At 46.8% G+C, this 16,585-nt stretch carries 13 protein-coding genes; 7 read left to right on the plus strand and 6 right to left on the minus strand.

Annotation, left to right across the window (positions count from 1 at the left end):
• Positions 1-376: 376 nt before the first annotated feature.
• Together QUB37_RS08910 and QUB37_RS08915 are read right to left on the minus strand one after the other, a co-directional pair.
• Positions 377-865 carry a universal stress protein gene (locus QUB37_RS08910; RefSeq protein WP_333161052.1) on the minus strand — a complete coding sequence of 163 codons (489 nt, stop codon included), beginning with the start codon at positions 863-865 and terminating at the stop codon, positions 377-379.
• 89 nt (positions 866-954) lie between these two features.
• The gene (locus QUB37_RS08915) at positions 955-1,668 is read right to left on the minus strand and encodes a Crp/Fnr family transcriptional regulator (protein ID WP_333161054.1); all 714 of its coding nucleotides are present in this window, start codon (positions 1,666-1,668) and stop codon (positions 955-957) included.
• A 1,226-nt stretch (positions 1,669-2,894) separates the two neighbouring features.
• Here QUB37_RS08915 and QUB37_RS08920 point away from each other — a divergent pair.
• From QUB37_RS08920 to pgsA, 5 genes are all read left to right on the plus strand, one after another.
• A complete protein-coding gene (locus QUB37_RS08920; RefSeq protein WP_333161056.1) occupies positions 2,895-5,180 on the plus strand; it encodes a hypothetical protein in 2,286 nt (761 codons plus the stop codon).
• Positions 5,181-5,323: 143 nt separating this feature from the next.
• Entirely contained in the window at positions 5,324-7,222 is a 1,899-nt protein-coding gene (locus QUB37_RS08925) for a hypothetical protein (RefSeq protein ID WP_333161058.1), read from the plus strand.
• A 274-nt stretch (positions 7,223-7,496) separates the two neighbouring features.
• Positions 7,497-8,207, plus strand: a complete 711-nt coding sequence (locus tag QUB37_RS08930) for a sugar transferase (protein WP_333161060.1) — start codon at positions 7,497-7,499, stop codon at positions 8,205-8,207.
• An 83-nt stretch (positions 8,208-8,290) separates the two neighbouring features.
• Positions 8,291-9,136 (plus strand): ADP-ribosylglycohydrolase family protein, encoded by an 846-nt coding sequence (locus QUB37_RS08935; protein ID WP_333161062.1) that lies wholly within the window; start codon positions 8,291-8,293, stop codon positions 9,134-9,136.
• A gap of 67 nt (positions 9,137-9,203) precedes the next feature.
• On the plus strand, positions 9,204-9,722 hold the full coding sequence (pgsA, locus tag QUB37_RS08940) for a CDP-diacylglycerol--glycerol-3-phosphate 3-phosphatidyltransferase (protein ID WP_333161064.1): 519 nt from the start codon (positions 9,204-9,206) through the stop codon (positions 9,720-9,722).
• Between the two features lie 104 nt (positions 9,723-9,826).
• Here pgsA and QUB37_RS08945 read toward each other — a convergent pair whose 3' ends face one another.
• The 3 genes from QUB37_RS08945 to QUB37_RS08955 form a co-directional block, all read right to left on the minus strand.
• Positions 9,827-11,572 (minus strand): diflavin flavoprotein, encoded by a 1,746-nt coding sequence (locus QUB37_RS08945; protein ID WP_333161066.1) that lies wholly within the window; start codon positions 11,570-11,572, stop codon positions 9,827-9,829.
• A complete protein-coding gene (locus tag QUB37_RS08950) occupies positions 11,565-12,194 on the minus strand; it encodes a hypothetical protein (RefSeq protein ID WP_333161068.1) in 630 nt (209 codons plus the stop codon). The genes QUB37_RS08945 and QUB37_RS08950 overlap by 8 nt, the downstream gene beginning before the upstream one ends.
• Before the next feature lie 323 nt (positions 12,195-12,517).
• Positions 12,518-14,245, minus strand: a complete 1,728-nt coding sequence (locus tag QUB37_RS08955) for a diflavin flavoprotein (protein WP_333161070.1) — start codon at positions 14,243-14,245, stop codon at positions 12,518-12,520.
• Between the two features lie 225 nt (positions 14,246-14,470).
• Between QUB37_RS08955 and QUB37_RS08960 the strand changes: the two genes are divergently transcribed.
• Both QUB37_RS08960 and QUB37_RS08965 read left to right on the plus strand, forming a co-directional pair.
• Positions 14,471-14,596, plus strand: coding sequence for a hypothetical protein (locus QUB37_RS08960; RefSeq protein WP_333161072.1), 126 nt, complete (start codon positions 14,471-14,473; stop codon positions 14,594-14,596).
• Between the two features lie 132 nt (positions 14,597-14,728).
• Positions 14,729-15,322 carry a DUF4129 domain-containing protein gene (locus QUB37_RS08965; protein WP_333161074.1) on the plus strand — a complete coding sequence of 198 codons (594 nt, stop codon included), beginning with the start codon at positions 14,729-14,731 and terminating at the stop codon, positions 15,320-15,322.
• A gap of 459 nt (positions 15,323-15,781) precedes the next feature.
• Here the strand turns inward: QUB37_RS08965 and QUB37_RS08970 are convergent.
• Positions 15,782-16,585, minus strand: an 804-nt coding sequence (locus QUB37_RS08970) for a Calx-beta domain-containing protein (protein WP_333161077.1), incomplete at its 5' end; no start/stop codon positions are given.

Raw genomic sequence — 16,585 nt, forward strand, 5'->3', positions numbered from 1 at the left:
CTTGCGCCCGATGCGGCTGATTCCCGATTTTCCGATTTTCCGATTTTAGATTTTAGATTTTACGGGACTTGCGCCCGATACGGCTGATTCCTGGTTTCACTATTTGGATGCCTCGCCGCCAAATTTAATATTGCTCGCAGAAACCGGGTTTAGGTAGGAACGCAAGTCTTATTTTAGATGGATTTTCTCCGCAAAAATTTTCAGCAGCATCATTTTTCGATTTTGACCGAAAGCATCGAGGATACAAGCCCCCGGATTCATTCCGAAAGCAGACTCAGGACCCAGAAATAAAAAACCTGTATCCGATCAAGGAGCCCCCGAATTTATCCGTGGGGTCAATGCTTCAATTCTAAAATCTAAAATCTAAAATCTAAAATCAATTGGCTTCCTGAATTACAAAAACCGAACAAGGTGCGTGGTGAACGACATAATTGCTGACGCTGCCGAGGAAAGCTTCTGCGAGCCCCGTGCGGCCACGCCTCCCCAACACTATTAAATCTGCGCCCCAGTTTTCGGCGGCTTCACAGATACAATGCCCCGGATCGCCGTCCATTTTGCAGTCATATTCCACCTGCAATCCTTTGTTTGCTGCGGCGTCGCAGTAATTTTTCAGCAAACCCGAAGCTTGTTTTTCCTCGTTTTCCAGTCGCAAACGTTGAGCTTGATAAGCTTGATTCATTAGCTCGACATTCATGCCCAAATCTACCGGAATTGGCACTGCCGTCTCGCCCAGCGTGTTGACAGTAACGCAGTTAAATAGCATCACCTGGGCGCGATCGCTCAGAGCTAATTCTAAAGCTTGAGTGAAGACGCGGTGGCCCAGTTCAGAATCATCTAAGGCGGCGAAAATTTTCTTAAAACTCACAGCTTTACCTCCTGCGGGAAATCATTCATATCAATTAGTTAACAGAGAGTGCTTTTGAATCTAATTCAAATTAGCAATCTCTGATACTTCTAGACTAACAGACGCTCTAAGGCGTGCAGGTCAGGAATGCACAAAACGTCACGTTCGCGCTGAATAGTTCCTTTTTTTTCCAGCTTGCTCAGCACTCGCGTTACTGTTTCGCGAGCCAGCCCGCTGAGGCTGCTTAATTCTCTGTGTGGCAGGTTCGGTATTTCTGTACCTCCTGTTTCCAGGATTTTTTTGCCTTGCCCCTCGGCCAAAAACAAGAGAATATCTGCTACTCGCGAGGTACTGTCGGACTCTCGCAAACGCAGGCGGCGGTTGACTTGTCGCAGGCGTCTGGCCATCAGTTGAGCTAGCCGAATGCCTGCTAGCGGCTCGGTATGAATGAGCTGCACAAAATCCTGAGATGGCATATTGCCGATCAGTGTCGGGGCTAGGGTGATCACATCTGTCGATCGCGGTGCTTCTTCGATCGCGGCCATTTCCCCGAACAATTCTCCTTTCCCTAAAATATTCAGTGTTACTTCTTTTCCGTCTAGGTTGTAGGTGCGAATTTTCACCCAACCATCCAATATAAAATACACTGATGTTCCCCAGTCATTTTCGAGTAAAATCACTTGATTTGCCGGATGACTGCGGGTAACGATGTGGAGAGTTGCTCTCTCAATTACAGGATCGGGCAAGCCTGCAAAAAAAGGAGTAGAAACTATCAATTGATTTATATTGGACTGCGGATCTCGGGTGTTAAAGCGGTCTTCCATGAGGCCATCATTTTAATTTATGCGCTTGAGCTGCGCTGGGCAGTTAGAAATAGCTTGCAGCCGAGTCATTCGATTTGAGATTCAAGATTTGAGAAACAAGGATCTAAAATCGGCAATTTTACCTCTAAAGTTTTGCGGTCAAAGGCTCAATATGGGAATTAATAGCCTCAAGCTCTGATTGGGAGCTAGAAACTAAAGAATATACCATAATTTTTTAGATATATACCACTGAGAAAATTTTATTAACAAAATTTTAGCAATGTGGCAAACGACTGAGCCGATCGAATTACCTTTGAAAACACTTCGCGAAGATAAGCTTAACACTGCTGAGAGATTTGTTGTCAGTCGGCCCTGCTGTCGAGAAGGCCGAATCCACGATCACAAGCCTGGAAGCACGGTAGACAGATCCCAAATCCGAGCAACTGCCTAAAACCTGGCCAATGTCAGCAAAATCTGCAAAATCCACAGCCATTGCGAGCCTAAAGACTGGCGCTCTTGGCGATCGAAACCCACCCACTTCCCAGCAAACTTTTCTGCTACCCCAAGATTATTGTACCATTAGTATCTAGCCATGAATACATATAAAAGGCTATAATTAAAGGTTACTCAAACCCAGTACACAGGGACAATCCCGCATCTCGGTATCCCAAATCGAAAATTGTTTGAGGTTTTTTCCAAGTCGGTGAAAGATGAAGAGACAGTGGCGCGCCGCCATGCTAACGAAACTCGCGATGACAGTGTGCGGTCAGCCGTTTAAGCGGGTGAAGGCAAAAGTTCTTCGGGAGCGCAGCTCTTACGAGCAGGAATCAGCCTCCGGGCAGGGAAACTCGCCCCTGAGCCGCATAATTTGAAAGCACTTGCAATTGATAGAAGCGGGCATTTGGTGCGGAAGTACCGGCTAACCTATCAAAGGCAATAGAAGTTATCCGAAGACAAAACGTTAATTAACAGTTGCCATAAAATATTAGTGAGTAATTGACAATCAAGCATCCAGGATACAACCCCCCGGATTCATCCGTCCAGAAATAAAAAACCTGTATCCGATAAAGGAACCCCCAAATTTATCCGTCGGGTCAATGCTTCAATTCTAAAATCTAAAATCTCAAATCTAAAATCGATTGACGGACTCCCATTCAGATTATTCTATCTATTGGCATCGCTGTCGCCTGACTTGAGTCTTTTTTCGGTAAAGTTTCTCCCAAGCCGCATTCCCAGAGGTTCCGCCCTTGAATTCTCAGAAGTACAAAATTCAAGCACTGATTGCTGAGATAGACGAGGTACTCAGCAAGCCCGCACCCCGCTTGCCTTGGACGGGTTCGATTGATACTGTCCACCAGCGCCAACTTTTAGAGCGAGTTCGCGCTTATCTGGTTTCCTCAGACTCAAAGCTAACGGCCCCAAAGGCCCCCGCCCGCCCAAATGTCCGCCCGCAACCAGTTCCAGTACCCAAAGTGCCTCTGCCCGCCCCTGGCCCCTCAGCCGCAGAGCAAATCATGCTTGCCGTAACCGGAGAAATCAGCCACCTGCGTTCCAGCCTGACAGGGCCGCTCCAAGAAGACATAGAAGCTCTGCGGCAAGAGCAGCAAGCTCTAATTCAAGAAATCAAACAGCTAGAAGCAAAACGGCAGCAGCAACAATCCCTAGCTCAGCAACAAGCCAACCAACAGCAAATCATTGCTGAATTCTTGCAGGTACTGACTGCCCGCTTGGAAGAAACCTTGACTAGCGATTTCTCCCAAATTCTAAGTTCCCTAGAAAATCAGTTATTGCAAAGCAGCGCAGTACCATACTCTTTGGGCAGTGGGCCTGATGAACAATCGGCTATTGACGTAACACTTAACCCACAAACCTCAGAAGAGCACCCGCTGCTGACGCCGGCTCAGAGGTTGGAGCAAATGCAACTGTTCCAATCTCATGCTGACAGTCTGCTGATGAGTCTCGATTCTCGGATGGCTATCGTGTTCGAGGCTTTGCAAGCAAATCTGCAAAGCTATCAAGCTTCCTTGAGACAAGAACTCGAAAATATGTACGGTTTGAGCCAGCAGAGCGAGGCGATGTTCGCGGCTTTGGTCAACCACTTGGCCTCACAGTTGGGGCGAGAAGCGTCTTCCTACGTTCAACAACCGATCGATTTAGCAAACGAAACCGTCACCCCAACCGCAGCCGATCGCTCTTCTGTCGCTCCCGCCCCTTCAAATACTGCAGAGACTCAGACAGGAGACTCGGTGCAGGAAATTCGCACCGGCGAATTCGGAGAACAAGACAGATTTCCCTACGCCGGTACAGAAATTTCTCCGCAATTCAGACAGTTGAGGCGCGATCGCGATCGCATTCAATCCCCAATTTTGCTCCCGGAGTTGGAAGATAATTTGTTGGGTTCTACACCCGAAACATCTCGAAATACAACTCGATTTACTGGCGGTGACTCGGAGGATAGGTTAACAGAAACCGAAGAAGAGATTGAGGATTTGTATGCAAGTTTGTTTGCGGGAGAAGCGGTTCCTGAAGTAGAATTACAAATCGAAAGTTTCCCGGTAGAAAACACTGTAATTGAGACAAAAACTGAAGGCGTAGAATATCAAGCGGCGACGGATCAGGAAACTGCCGAATCGCTAAAAATGACCGAAGATTTGTTTGTAAATCTGCTAGAGGAAGGCGAATCTCTGGAAGAGATTTTAGTAGATGAAGATTCAGACTTTGTAATGGGGAATTCTGTAGAGCCTCTAACTTTAGATAGTGCCGATTTATTTGAACCGCAAGTATCAACAGTACCTCAAGTTTCAGAACCACCAGCCTCAACCGCCGAGGTGCAACTTGACGCGGACGATCGAGAAACTCTAGAAACGGCTCAAAACCAAGGCGAGCAGTTCGGCGCTACTGTGCCTCAATCAGCAGCTTTGCCGGTGAGAACGCCTGCAGAAATTAGCCCAAACCGCCCCAGTGCCGAGTCCCGTGTGCCGAGTGCCGGTGACGTTCAAACTGGCGAGTTCGACTCATCCTCGCAGCGGCTCGATGATGGGTACATCCAAGCTTCGCCGGACGAGGATTTGCTGCCGGTCGAGGTATTAGAAGATGACCTCGATCGATCTCTAAATTTGGACAACAATACTCTGGAACTTTTGGAGGCGGACCTCTACAATCTGGAGGGATTGGAAAATACTAGCTTCGGGCGATCGAATTTCTCAGTCGCTAACAGCTTGGATTTATCGGCGAGTTCCCCCGAAGGCATTGCAAACAATCCCTTTGCGGAGGCGGCAGAGGAAGAACTCGGCACGCTGGAGGATTTGTTCTCCGATGTGTTGGAACTCTCCTCTGATGATGAACCTTTTGTTTTGGAAGACGAACTTGAGGATGATTTGTTTGCGGAGGAAGACGAGTCGAATTTGACGCTAGACGAGATTTTGGCTAGTTTGACCGAGACTGAGCGACCTTTGACTGATTCTCCCCCTCCAGAAACTGCCGAAACCAACGAAGTGCGATCGACTCCTCCAGAAAGTAAAAAAAAAACCTGATTTCGACAGAGAGTAAAGCAGGAGTTGTTGAGGAGAAAACTGATTTTAGGGAGTTTGCCGGGACACAGCAGCAAGACTCGGCTGGGCATTCTGCAGCAGGTGCGATCGCCCCATCCCCAGAACGCCGGAATTCTAGCTGGTATTTGGGCATTGATTTCGGTTCCAGTGGGCTGTCTGCGGCTTTGCTCGATCGTACCAGTGGCCAGTTGCACCCGATTTACTGGGAAGCTTCGCAGGCTGAGGCTTGGGCAGCAGACGCCAGTTATCGGATTCCCTCGGCTGCGGTGCTGGCCCAAACAGCCCCAGGGAGCCCAGGGTCAGAGGTGACAGTCAAGTCGGTGGGATTCCGACCCCAGGCTTTGCCTGCAGGAGAATTTTTACTGGAAAATTTTAAATTGCCTTTAAAGGTGGGCATTCCTTATCAGCCGGAGGCTGCTGGGATGTACGAACCGCTGTTGCAGTGGTCGCCCTTGCAGGCTTTTTCGATCGCCTTGCCGCTGCAATGTGTGCGGGCACTGCTGGCTACTTTGAACCCGAGGAAGCAGGGGCAAAAATTTGCCGAATCAGGGGAAATTTTGGATTCTGCACCAAGGGCGAATTTTGCAGGATTGCCAGTTTCTAATTTAATTTGTAGGGCTTCGGGACTGACGCCAGAAACTCTCGATGCGGCACTTTTAGAGTTGCAGGGTGTAATTTTGGGGACTCCGGCCGGCTGGTCTGATGTTTATATGTTTAATCTGCGGGAGGCTGTTTTGGGCGCGTCTCTGGTGCCTTCGGGTTCGCAAATTTTTGTGGTGGAAGATGCGATCGCCACTTTGCTTGCTGCTGTAAATCCTGTGGAAAATGGCATGGAAGTCGAGTCGTCAGCCGTGGATTCTGCTAAGGGCGGTGAAGAAGCTGCACCGCTGAATGCTTCGTCTTTTAGCGGGGGAACTTTGATTTTGAATGCTGGGGCGGCGACGGTGGAATTAGCTTTAGTTGAGTTGCCGTCCAATCTTCAAGATTTAACTCGTGCTGATTTTACTTGCCATAGTTTTGCTTTTGCTGGCGATGCTTTCGATCAGGATATTATCTGTCAGTTGTTGGCTAAAAATGAAACTTGGGGAATGTCGATCGATTTGCCACGTCCTGGCCATCCAGATTTGCCGAGTCGCTATCAATTGCAGCAGCGGTTACAAGGTTCTGCTTTTGGTTTGCAATTGTTAGAGGCGGCAAGGCAAATAAAATTTATTTTGCAGCATGAAAAAAGTTTTGCTTTGGATATTGGCCAGCAGCATTGGGATGTGAAGCGCAAAGATTTGGAAAGTCTGGTTTTAGTGCCTTTTGTGCAGCAGTTGAACCGTGAATTGAATGCTTTGCTTAGCCGCGCGGGAATGTCGCCGGCGGGGATTAATCAGGCGATTTGTGCGGGGGGTATGGGTGCTTGGCCTGCGATCGCCCGCTGGTTGCGACAGAAGCTGCCGAATGCGATCGTGGTTCAAGACCAGGAATTGCAGGTCGATCAAGATATTTTTGAGATTGACAATTCTGGATTAAATTCTGTATCTCCAAGTACAAATTTTCCCCAAAAAATTGGTCGAGTTGCCTGCGGCTTAGCGAGTTTGGCTCTCTATCCTCAAATTTTGGATGTGTCGCAGCAGCAGTACAGCGACTTTTTTCTGCTGTGGGAATTAATGCAGGTTTTGGGCCAGGAAACTCTGAGCTTTCAGGAAATTTTGCAGTTGTTGGAACGCCAGGGCGTGAATACCCGTACCTGCGAACCCCGAATTCTGCGGATTTTGGAAGGAAATTTGCCGGCGGGACTTGTGCCTGCGGAGGAAGATTTCATGCTGTTGGCCGAGGAGTCAAGGCAAAATCCCGATTGGGAAGTAATTTTGGCCGAGCCACTTTTCTTTGAAGATGTCTCACGGGGTTATCGTTTGAATCTGGAACACGCCTCTGTTGTTCGTGAATATTTAGGCAAACTCGCCTCTAGCAGCCAGCAAAAATTGTTAGAGCCGCTAACACTTGCTTGGGATGTTCGCACCGATATTTATCGCTAAACGGCAAAAAACCCGGTTTCTCAGTAGAATCCTCCCTGTCTTCCGGGAAGAGTCCTAGTCGAAACCAGGTTTTTTTGCGTCCAGGACTAACTTTTGTATGTAAATTTACGTAACTTTACATACACTTTATACTTTTTTATAAAAAATACATAGAAACTTTATAAAAGTGTGATTGGTTTTTAAAGATTGTGCAAAGCTAAGCATTTCAGGTTCTGCAGATTTGGGATGGCTAATAAGATGGAGGTAAGAGATCGTTAAAGTTGAGACAAATCATATGAAATTTCCGATGGGTGCCTCGTCGAAATCATCATTATCAGAGATCCTGTCCTTATTTTTTCAAGTATTTACTTACAAAGTCTGTGTATCAAAACAACAGCATCACCGATCGGTAACGAGCAAGGTAAAGCGGGCGATCGATATTTTGGGCTCGCTGCTGGGACTGGCAATTGCTGCAGTGGTGGCGGTGCCGGTGGCAGTGGCTATGCTGTTGGACGATCGAGGCCCGCTGCTGTACAGTCAAGTCCGCTGCAGCTTCCAAGGGCGACATTTCAGAATGTGGAAATTTCGATCGATGGTTGTCGATGCAGAAAATCTCAAACATTTAGTTAACAACCAAGCCAAGGGTCACATTTTTAAGAATGAAAATGACCCGCGAATTACCCGCGTCGGCCGCTTCTTGCGGTGCACGAGTTTGGATGAGTTGCCTCAATTCTGGAACGTGTTAGTCGGTGACATGAGTTTGGTGGGAACTCGACCGCCCACTCCTGATGAAGTTGCTGCCTATGACGATTTTCACTGGCAACGTTTAAATGTAAAACCCGGGCTGACTGGGGAGTGGCAAGTCCACGGACGGTCTGGAGTTAAAGACTTTAACGATATTGTGCAGATGGATCTCGCCTATCAGGGCAAGTGGTCTGTTGTCTACGACATCACTCTGATTTGCAAAACAATTGGGGTCGTGTTCAGTAAAAACGGTGCGTGTTAATAGACTTGCTGTTTTGGGTTGTTTTTGGATTTTAAATTTTAGGAAAAAACAGGGGATGAAATAGTTGGAAACGGATTAAATATATGTTAATAGAATTAGCGATTGGTGACGCTTACGGTGCTGGTTTTGAATTTGTTGACCAGCAGACGATCGAATTGTACAACAATCTCAACGGTTACATAAAGCATCCCCGTCACGACATCCAGCCTGGATGTTACACAGACGATACGCAGATGAGTTTAGCAGTCGCAGAAGCGATCGTCAGCCGAGAACCTTGGACACCGGAACTTCTAGCCAGCAAATTTGTTGCAGCTTTTCACCGCGATCGGCGATTTGGTTATGCTGGCAAATTTTACAATTTTTTGCTACAAGTTCAAGACGGAAAAGAATTCTTAGAAAAAATTCACTCCGCTAGCGATAAAAGCGGATCGGCGATGCGAGCCGGGCCGATCGGCATTTTTCCTACTATTGAAAAAGTCATCGAAAATGCTACCATTCAAGCTGCCATTACTCACAACAGTCCTGATGGCATTAAAGCAGCTATAGCAGCAGCTTTGATGTCCCATTACTTTATTTATCAGCTAGGTTTAAAGAAAAATTTGGGGAATTTTCTAGAAAAGCACGTACCTGGTGAGTGGTCGATACCTTGGCAAGGACAAGTCAGCGTTAAAGGTTTGGTCTGTGTTAGAGCAGCTATTACTGCGGTTATGCGAAATGATAGTATGAGCAAACTGCTCCAAGATTGCATTGCTTTTTCGGGTGATGTCGATACAGTAGCAACTATTGCTTTAGCTGCTGGTTCCTGTAGCAGTGAAATTGCCCAAGACCTGCCAGAAAATCTGGTACAAGGATTAGAAAATCAATCTTACGGCAGAGATTATATCATAGAACTGGATCGACAGTTAATCAATTGCGCGATCGACTTCTGATTTCTTCCTGATATCTGTTACATCCGTTAAATCCCTTACACTGCGCGTTGCCGAACTTCTTGCTATTATGAATTTGCCTAATTTGATTACGTTTTCTCGCTTACTGGGAGTGCCTTTTCTGCTCTACGGTTTGTACGACCCAAGCGCGCAAAGCCGCTGGATTTGCACCGCAATTTTTGTGGTAGCTGCGGCTACTGATTGGCTGGACGGCTATTTGGCTAGGAAGCTGAATCAAATTACGGATTTGGGTAAGTTTCTCGATCCTTTGGTGGATAAATTGTTGGTTCTCGCGCCGCTTTTGGTATTGATTGAGTTGGGGAAAATCCCGGCTTGGGGAGTGTTTTTGATTTTTGGTCGGGAGTTGACAATTGCGGGGTGGCGTGTTAATAAAACTACGATTTCGGGAGCTAATATTTGGGGGAAGTTGAAGACGGTAAGTCAGATTGTGGCGATCGCACTTTTAATTGCTCCTCTGTCTGAAGCGTGGAATTTTCCCACATTAATTGCTTTTTGGGTTTCTGTAGCTTTAACTTTGATTTCTGGCGCTATTTATCTGTGGCCGGAAAAGACTGCTGAGGACAAGTAAATCGGTTTTTAAACCGCAGATGAGGGCAGATGAGCGCGGATGAACGCAGATAAAAACTTCGATGTATTTGTAGGGACACGGCATTGCCGTGTCCTAGCTGTAGTTTAATAATGACTCCCAGATTTCCGGTAATGCACCGCTGTCACTCCGTCATTTTTTAGCAAATGACCGTTTTCAACCGCGGCATAAACTACCCAGTGATCGCCGCATTCCATCCGACTTATCACTTCGCATTCGAGATAAGCTAGAGCCTCAGTCAAAACCGGACAGCCGTTGCTAGCTTCCATTGTTTCGACTCCGGCAAATCTGTCTTCTCCCGGAGCAAAGTTTTTCATGAAATACTTCCGCAACTGTCGCCCTTCTGCTAAGATATTGAGCACAAATTTATCTCCGGCGTACATCAAACCTTCGATCGATCGATCTTTCGCCACCGCAATCGTCACACCGGGCGGATTAAACGTTGCTTGCGACACCCACGAAGCCAGCATCGCACTGCTAACATCCCCCCGCTTCGCCGAGAGTACGCACAGCGAACCGACGAGTCTCCCTACGGCTTGTTCAGTGCGATCGCTACCCGCTGCTAACTGCGGTTTCGGTGCCCGCAATTTTTGCGATCGAATCAAAGCTTGAGCAAAATCCGTTCCCGCTTCTTTGCACTCGTGAATCGTCGCCGCCGTAGGCTTAAATTTGGCTCTAATCGGCTCAAATCCAATTCGATAGCCGGCATCTTTCAGCTTATTTTCCACTAAGTCGATCGCCTCTCCACTCCAGCCAAAAGAACCGAAAACCCCCGCTAATTTGCTCTTAGTTGCGGTAGATAAAACTATTCCCAAAGCAGTTTGAATTTGCGTCGGAGCGTGTCCTGCTAGCGTGGGAGTTCCGATGATAAATCCCGCGCATTTCTCGATCGCCTCTTTAATTTCTCCCGGTTCGGCAAATTCGCAGTTGATACTTTCTACCGCAACGCCGGCTTTCGTAATTCCTTTGGCGATCGCCTGCGCTAAAGTCGCCGTATTTCCGTAAGCAGAAGCATAAATCAAAGCAACTGTCAAGTCTTTTGAATTTTGTTGCTGGCTCCATTCCCGATACAAATTGCTCAGTTCATTAAGGCCGTAACGGACGATCGGGCCATGACCGGGAGCATAAAATGCTGCTGGTAAATCGGCGAATTTATCCATTGCGGTCAGCACTTGTTTTGCCTGAGATGCGTGCAGGGAATCGTAATAATAGCGCCGATCTTCGCTGTAAACGCTCCACCCTTCATCGAATACTTGGTCGCCGCAAACGTGAGCTCCAAATAGTTTGTCAGTGAACACGATTCGAGTTTGCGGATCGTAGGTGCAAAGTTGATCAGGCCAACGGGGAGTCGGAGTCGCAATGAATTTTAAGGCGTGACCTTTTCCTAAGTTGAGAGTTTCTTCTCCCCGAACGATCATGATGTTTAATTCTTGGTCGGGAAAAGCGGCTCGCAAACTAATTGCTGCTGGATTGGTGCAAACCAAAGCTACTTCAGGAGCCAATTCTAACAGAGCTTTAATTGTTACTAATCTGTTAGCATTGAAATGCCCTAAAATTATGTAATCTAGCTTGGTCAAGTCCACCCGTTGCTGCAAAAATTCCAGGTAATTTTCAGTAAAAGATTCCCCCGGCGGGTCGAACAAAGCTGTTTTGTCAGCTTGAATAATATAGCTATTGGCTGTCGTACCCTTTTGCAGCGAATACTCGACTTCAAATTTGAGTCTGTCCCAAGTGCGCGATCGCACAATAAAAGTATCGAGTGCGATCGGGATAAACTGCACGTCGCGGGGTTTGGCATCAGATGCGAGTCTAGGAGTCAAAGTGTTAGTCATTAATTGCACCTATGAGAAACTGAACTACAGAACTTCTTTTGATTTCGTGCCAAAACTTGGTATCTACAATGTCAAACCTTGCACCTCTACCCTGTAAATTGGTATCCAGGTCAGTCAGAAATTCCCTAGTTTCCAAATCATCCCCAATTTGGATAAAGCTGACTCCAATTTCTTCATCTTTATCTATTGTATTGGCCGTACTTACAAGAATTTCGGCAACAGCAGCGGTATTTTCTGGTTTTTGATCTAGGACTGCAACAATTATTGCTCCGTTCTTCCCTTTGGCATTTGGTTTGCTTGCAAAATAATCGTTAAAAGTTGCTTTCAGAGCTTCTTCCAAATTAATTGCAGTCGGCTTTGCTGAATCCGGTTCCGTATTTTGTCGCTGCAAAATTTCAGCTAAGCGGGCAACATTTGAATTTTTATACTTCCACATAGGAGTAGAAGCTTCGTAAAGGGTGATGCCGTCGCTGTCAAATTGCTGACATTTTTTTGCTAAGTCGATCAGAGAGGCCTGTGCTTCTACCCACTCCTCGTACCAAGGATGTTGAGGGTTTCTGCTGGCATCGCTTCTGGCAATAATAATTGTGTAATCTCGGTCTTCTAAAAGATTGGCAGGCATTGGCAATTCCTAGTAAAAATGGAGTCTAAATGACAACGGTTTGCCCGGTTTGCTGCTTGTGGCGCACCCAACACCGAGAACCCGGTAAGATGCGCCACAAGCACCCAAAGTTGAGAGTTTTTGCGTAGCCAGTTGCGTCCTGGACTCTAATTGTAGGGTGCGTCAGTAGATAGTAGATGATGAAGTCGAATAAAACATCTGCTGACGCACCTTACTAATACGTGTGGGGTGTGTTGACTCAGACAGTCAATCAATATATCGTGGAATTTCCCCTTTGCACCTGACAACTGCCAACAGTCAACTGTCAACTGACAACTGACTTGCTAATAATGATTTCCCACTTTGCGGTGGTGAACTGCAGGCAGTGCATCTGGATTGGATACGCGGCCGCTATCGACGATCGCATATACGATATGATGATCCGAAAGTTCCATCCGGCTGACTACTTCGCATTCCATGTACGCCAAAGAATCTGTCAGAATGGGAGAACCGTTGGTTGCTGGTTGAGTTTTAACTCCCGCAAATCGATCGGCACCAGGAGCAAAACGCTTTAAAAAGTGCCTCATCAAGGTTTGATAATTGCCTTCTTCCAGCACGTTGAGAACAAATTTATCTCCCGCGTGCATCATCGATTCGATCGCCCGATCCTTCGCAACTGCTATTGTTAAACCCAGCGGTTTAAAGCTAGCTTGCGTTACCCAAGAAGCTAGCATCGCACCGCTAACATCGCCTTTTTGGGCGGTAATGATGTACAGTCCGCCGCTGATTCGTCCCAAGGCTTTATCGAGGTCGCTGTCGAGGGATTTCATCTGTTTGACTGCTTTGTCCCGCGTCAGCCACTGTCCTAAGTCAGTGCCGGCTTCGTCGCAAAGTTGATAACTTGCTTCTGTCGGTGATTCTTTAATTAAAATGTTGGGAAATGCTTCTTTTAAACCCAACTCTTTGAATTTGTTTCGCAGCGGGTAAATAGATACGTCATCGCCACCGCCGGATTCGCACAAACCGAAAGATTGTTTGTTGTTAGCTGCAACTAAAATTGTGTTGATTGCGGCTTCGGCATTCGCAGCAGCAGTACCACTACTTGGCGGCGAACAAATTACGATACCGGCAGCATTACCGACAAGTTCCGCAACTTCTTGCAAGTCCGCGATTCTCAAATCCATCATTTCCACAGCGACACCGGTTTTGGTGATACCGTGGGCGATCGCTTGGCTGAGTCGATCGCTAAATCCGTAGTCTGAAGTGTAAAATACCGCTACAGTGGTTTCTGCCTTAGCTTGCGCTTGGCTCCACTTTTTGTAGCGTCCGGTAAGTTCCACCACATTGTGCCGCAGCAGCGGCCCGTGACCGGTCGCAACTGTACCAATTTCTCCCAATTCTGCCATCCGCTTCATCGCAGCGAGTACCGATCGAGCATTGGGAGCCATCAAGCACTCATAATAAAAGTGGTAATCTTCCTCAACTGCTGCTAAATCGTCATCGAAGGTACTGTCGGAACAGTAGTGCATCCCGAAAGCGTCGCAGGTAAACAGCACTTGAGTTTTGCTGTCGTAGCTGAAAATAGTATCGGGCCAGTGCAAGTTTGGCGCCGATACGAATTCGATTATGTGGCCGTTTCCTAAATCTAGTTTGTCCCCGTTTTTGACTACCAATCGCTCAAATGGTTGGTGTACAAGGTTTTCTAAAAATTGAATGGCTACTTTCGCCCCCACGACAATCGCTTGGGGTGCCAGCGCCAGCACGTCTTTGACTAAACCGCTGTGGTCTGGTTCGGTGTGGCTGATAATGAGATAGTCAATCTCTTTCGGGTCAATTTCGCCCGTCAGAGTTTCCATGTATTGCTGGCGAAACTTCTCGTGCGAGGTATCGACGAGGGCAGTTTTTTCACCGCGAATGATGAATGAGTTGTAAGTTGTACCGTTTTTGAGTCCGAATTCGATGTCAAAGCGGTCTCTATCCCAGTCCAGGCATCGAATTGCCATTGTATCAGAGGCAATTTCGACTTTTTCCACCGTCAATCTGCGTTGGACTCGTTCAGTCAGCGCTACCATCAGTGCCTCCTTGTCTTTTACCCATTACCTTATTGTCTTCATTCTGACACGTTTTTTTTGTAAATCTTTATAAATTTTCTTATGAGGCTGTTAAGTATCCCAAAATTTATGGCATCAGGTAGTTCGGCAACGCGCACTGTACGGGATGTAACGGATTTGAGGAAGAAGGAAAATTCAATAAAATCAATTTTGAGTCTATAAATAGTTGACAAAAAACAGAACAGTGTGGTAATTAAACTGAGTTGTATCGGTTGGGCGATCGCCTCTTTAGAACACTATCAGTCAAATGCGATTCTCGATCGCGCGGCGATTTGGATTAGAGACAATAACTCCGCATTTAAGTCAACCTAATCAAACGTCAAATGCGATCGCGCTCTCTTTCTCTTATCCCCGATTTCTTTAAGAAGTCGGCGATTTGGGGATAATGATAGAAGAAAAAAACTTCCAATCCGCAATCAAAAATTTACTCATTGATTTAAAGCTATGTCTGAAAGTTCCTTTGAGAAAACTAATTTGGGTTGGCAATTAGGACAGTCGCAACAACGATTGCAGGAATGGTGGGAACTAAAAACTGCCCAAAATATACCAAATGTCAAATTGCCATCTTGGTTTGATTCCCCCATCTTGGGCGCGATCGCTAAAGCCGCCTTTTGGTTAATCTTAGCATTGCTCGCAGTCTGGGCAAGTTGGCAGATTTGGCAACTGTTACGTTTTTATATTCATAATTTCAAAAAGAGGAATCAAACAACTGATGGCAGTGCAAAAAAAACAATTAAAGATTTATCGGTGCCAGAGTGGTTGTTGCGATCGCAAAAGTTGCAGCAGCAAGGGAAATACCGCCAAGCTTGCCGCTGTCTTTACATGGCGGTGTTGCAGCGGTTAAATGATGCGGGAACCGTGGTTTACCAACCCAGTCGCACTGATGGGGAATATTTGCAATTAATCCAGCAATTACCCCAGCCAGTGCCTTACGAAACTTTGATAAGAATACATGAGCAACTATATTTTGGGAATACGGAAGCTGACGCCTCAATCTTTGAACAGTGTCAGCAAGCTTATCAACAAATTAAGGATTAAGTAGGTAAACGCAAAAAAACAATAATATCCAATCGATAATTTTAGGGGCGGGTTTTACCTATAATAATTAGCAAAAACCGACAATCTCAAAAACCCCCACATAAGGGCAAATCGCCATCTACTTCTTTCAATATACAAGAGTTCAAGGTCGTACTCGAATAACGCGCGTAGCATCTAAGAGTACGACCTTGAAGGGGTTCTATCAGACCGAAGTAGCAAATGGGTTGAAAGCCACGAAACTAGCACCAGCAATGGGATTCTGGTCGAGGCCGCCCACAATCAGCCCTGTAGGTGAATCCCATTAGCTGTCGGGGCCAGCGACTGTCACACAGCGAAGATTTTACCCGCGTACCTCGCTTTCTTGAAAAAAGCTGTAGTGAGGAATCAGACTGATAAAAAGCATTTAACTACTTGCGGGACATATTAGTAGAGCAAGGATTGCTCGCCCTACTAACAGCCTTAAATCAGAGTAATTGTATTCGATCCCGGATTGCCGACATTCGCACCTGGGCCAAAGCCTAAACCCACCGACCCACCAGTCAAACCTGGATTATTGGTAATCATCAGACTAACGGTAGTTTGACCGGGATTAAAGTTAACCGTGCCTCCAGTAAAACTCCCCGATGGACTAATTGTGTAGTCTATGGTGTTTAGAGGTACACCAGAACCACCAGCAATCAAATAGTCCACCGAAGCCGAAACCGAAGTATTGCCAGTCCGATTAATTGTAAAAGCTCCAGAACCACCATCAATAATAGGATCGGGAGACGAACCGTAAAAGAAGGAAGTCGGAGCGACAGCAGTAGGATCGATAATGCTCAAAACTGCCAGTGACGGACTAGCCAAGCTGCCACCACTCAAGAACAAATTCACCGTTTCAGTAGGCTCCGCGAGACTGTCAAATAAAGTTTGAACAGGAACTTGTGCGCTAGTTTGTCCGGCTGCAAAAAAGATCCCTTGAGTCACACTGTTGTAATCCGCTGGAGAACTAGCACTACCGTCACCCGTGCGGAACAAAATCGCACTCGGTGCCGTAACGTTGCCACTGCGATTGATGGTAATCGGCGCAGTGCTGCCCTCGTTGACGCTGTAATTAGCCGCACTGAAGAAATAGTTTGGAACGGCCGTTGGCGCCGGAGTTGTCGCCGCCGGCGTCGGAGTTGCCGTCGTCCCAGTTGGCGCGACAACATCATTAATCGTCAAAATTGACGGACTACTGCCGACATTGCCACCGAAGAGCACCAAATTCACCGTTTCGGGCGA

Origin of the sequence: Microcoleus sp. AT3-A2 (assembly GCF_036705685.1) — a bacterium.
Lineage (GTDB): Bacteria > Cyanobacteriota > Cyanobacteriia > Cyanobacteriales > Microcoleaceae > Microcoleus.

Coding starts and splice junctions, on each gene's coding strand:
- QUB37_RS08915 (WP_333161054.1), bottom strand. CDS start 1,668: ATGGAAGACCGCTTTAACACCCGAGATCCGCAGTCCAATATAAATCAA.
- QUB37_RS08930 (WP_333161060.1), top strand. CDS start 7,497: ATGAAATTTCCGATGGGTGCCTCGTCGAAATCATCATTATCAGAGATC.
- QUB37_RS08935 (WP_333161062.1), top strand. CDS start 8,291: ATGTTAATAGAATTAGCGATTGGTGACGCTTACGGTGCTGGTTTTGAA.
- pgsA (WP_333161064.1), top strand. CDS start 9,204: ATGAATTTGCCTAATTTGATTACGTTTTCTCGCTTACTGGGAGTGCCT.
- QUB37_RS08945 (WP_333161066.1), bottom strand. CDS start 11,572: ATGACTAACACTTTGACTCCTAGACTCGCATCTGATGCCAAACCCCGC.
- QUB37_RS08950 (WP_333161068.1), bottom strand. CDS start 12,194: ATGCCTGCCAATCTTTTAGAAGACCGAGATTACACAATTATTATTGCC.
- QUB37_RS08955 (WP_333161070.1), bottom strand. CDS start 14,245: ATGGTAGCGCTGACTGAACGAGTCCAACGCAGATTGACGGTGGAAAAA.
- QUB37_RS08965 (WP_333161074.1), top strand. CDS start 14,729: ATGTCTGAAAGTTCCTTTGAGAAAACTAATTTGGGTTGGCAATTAGGA.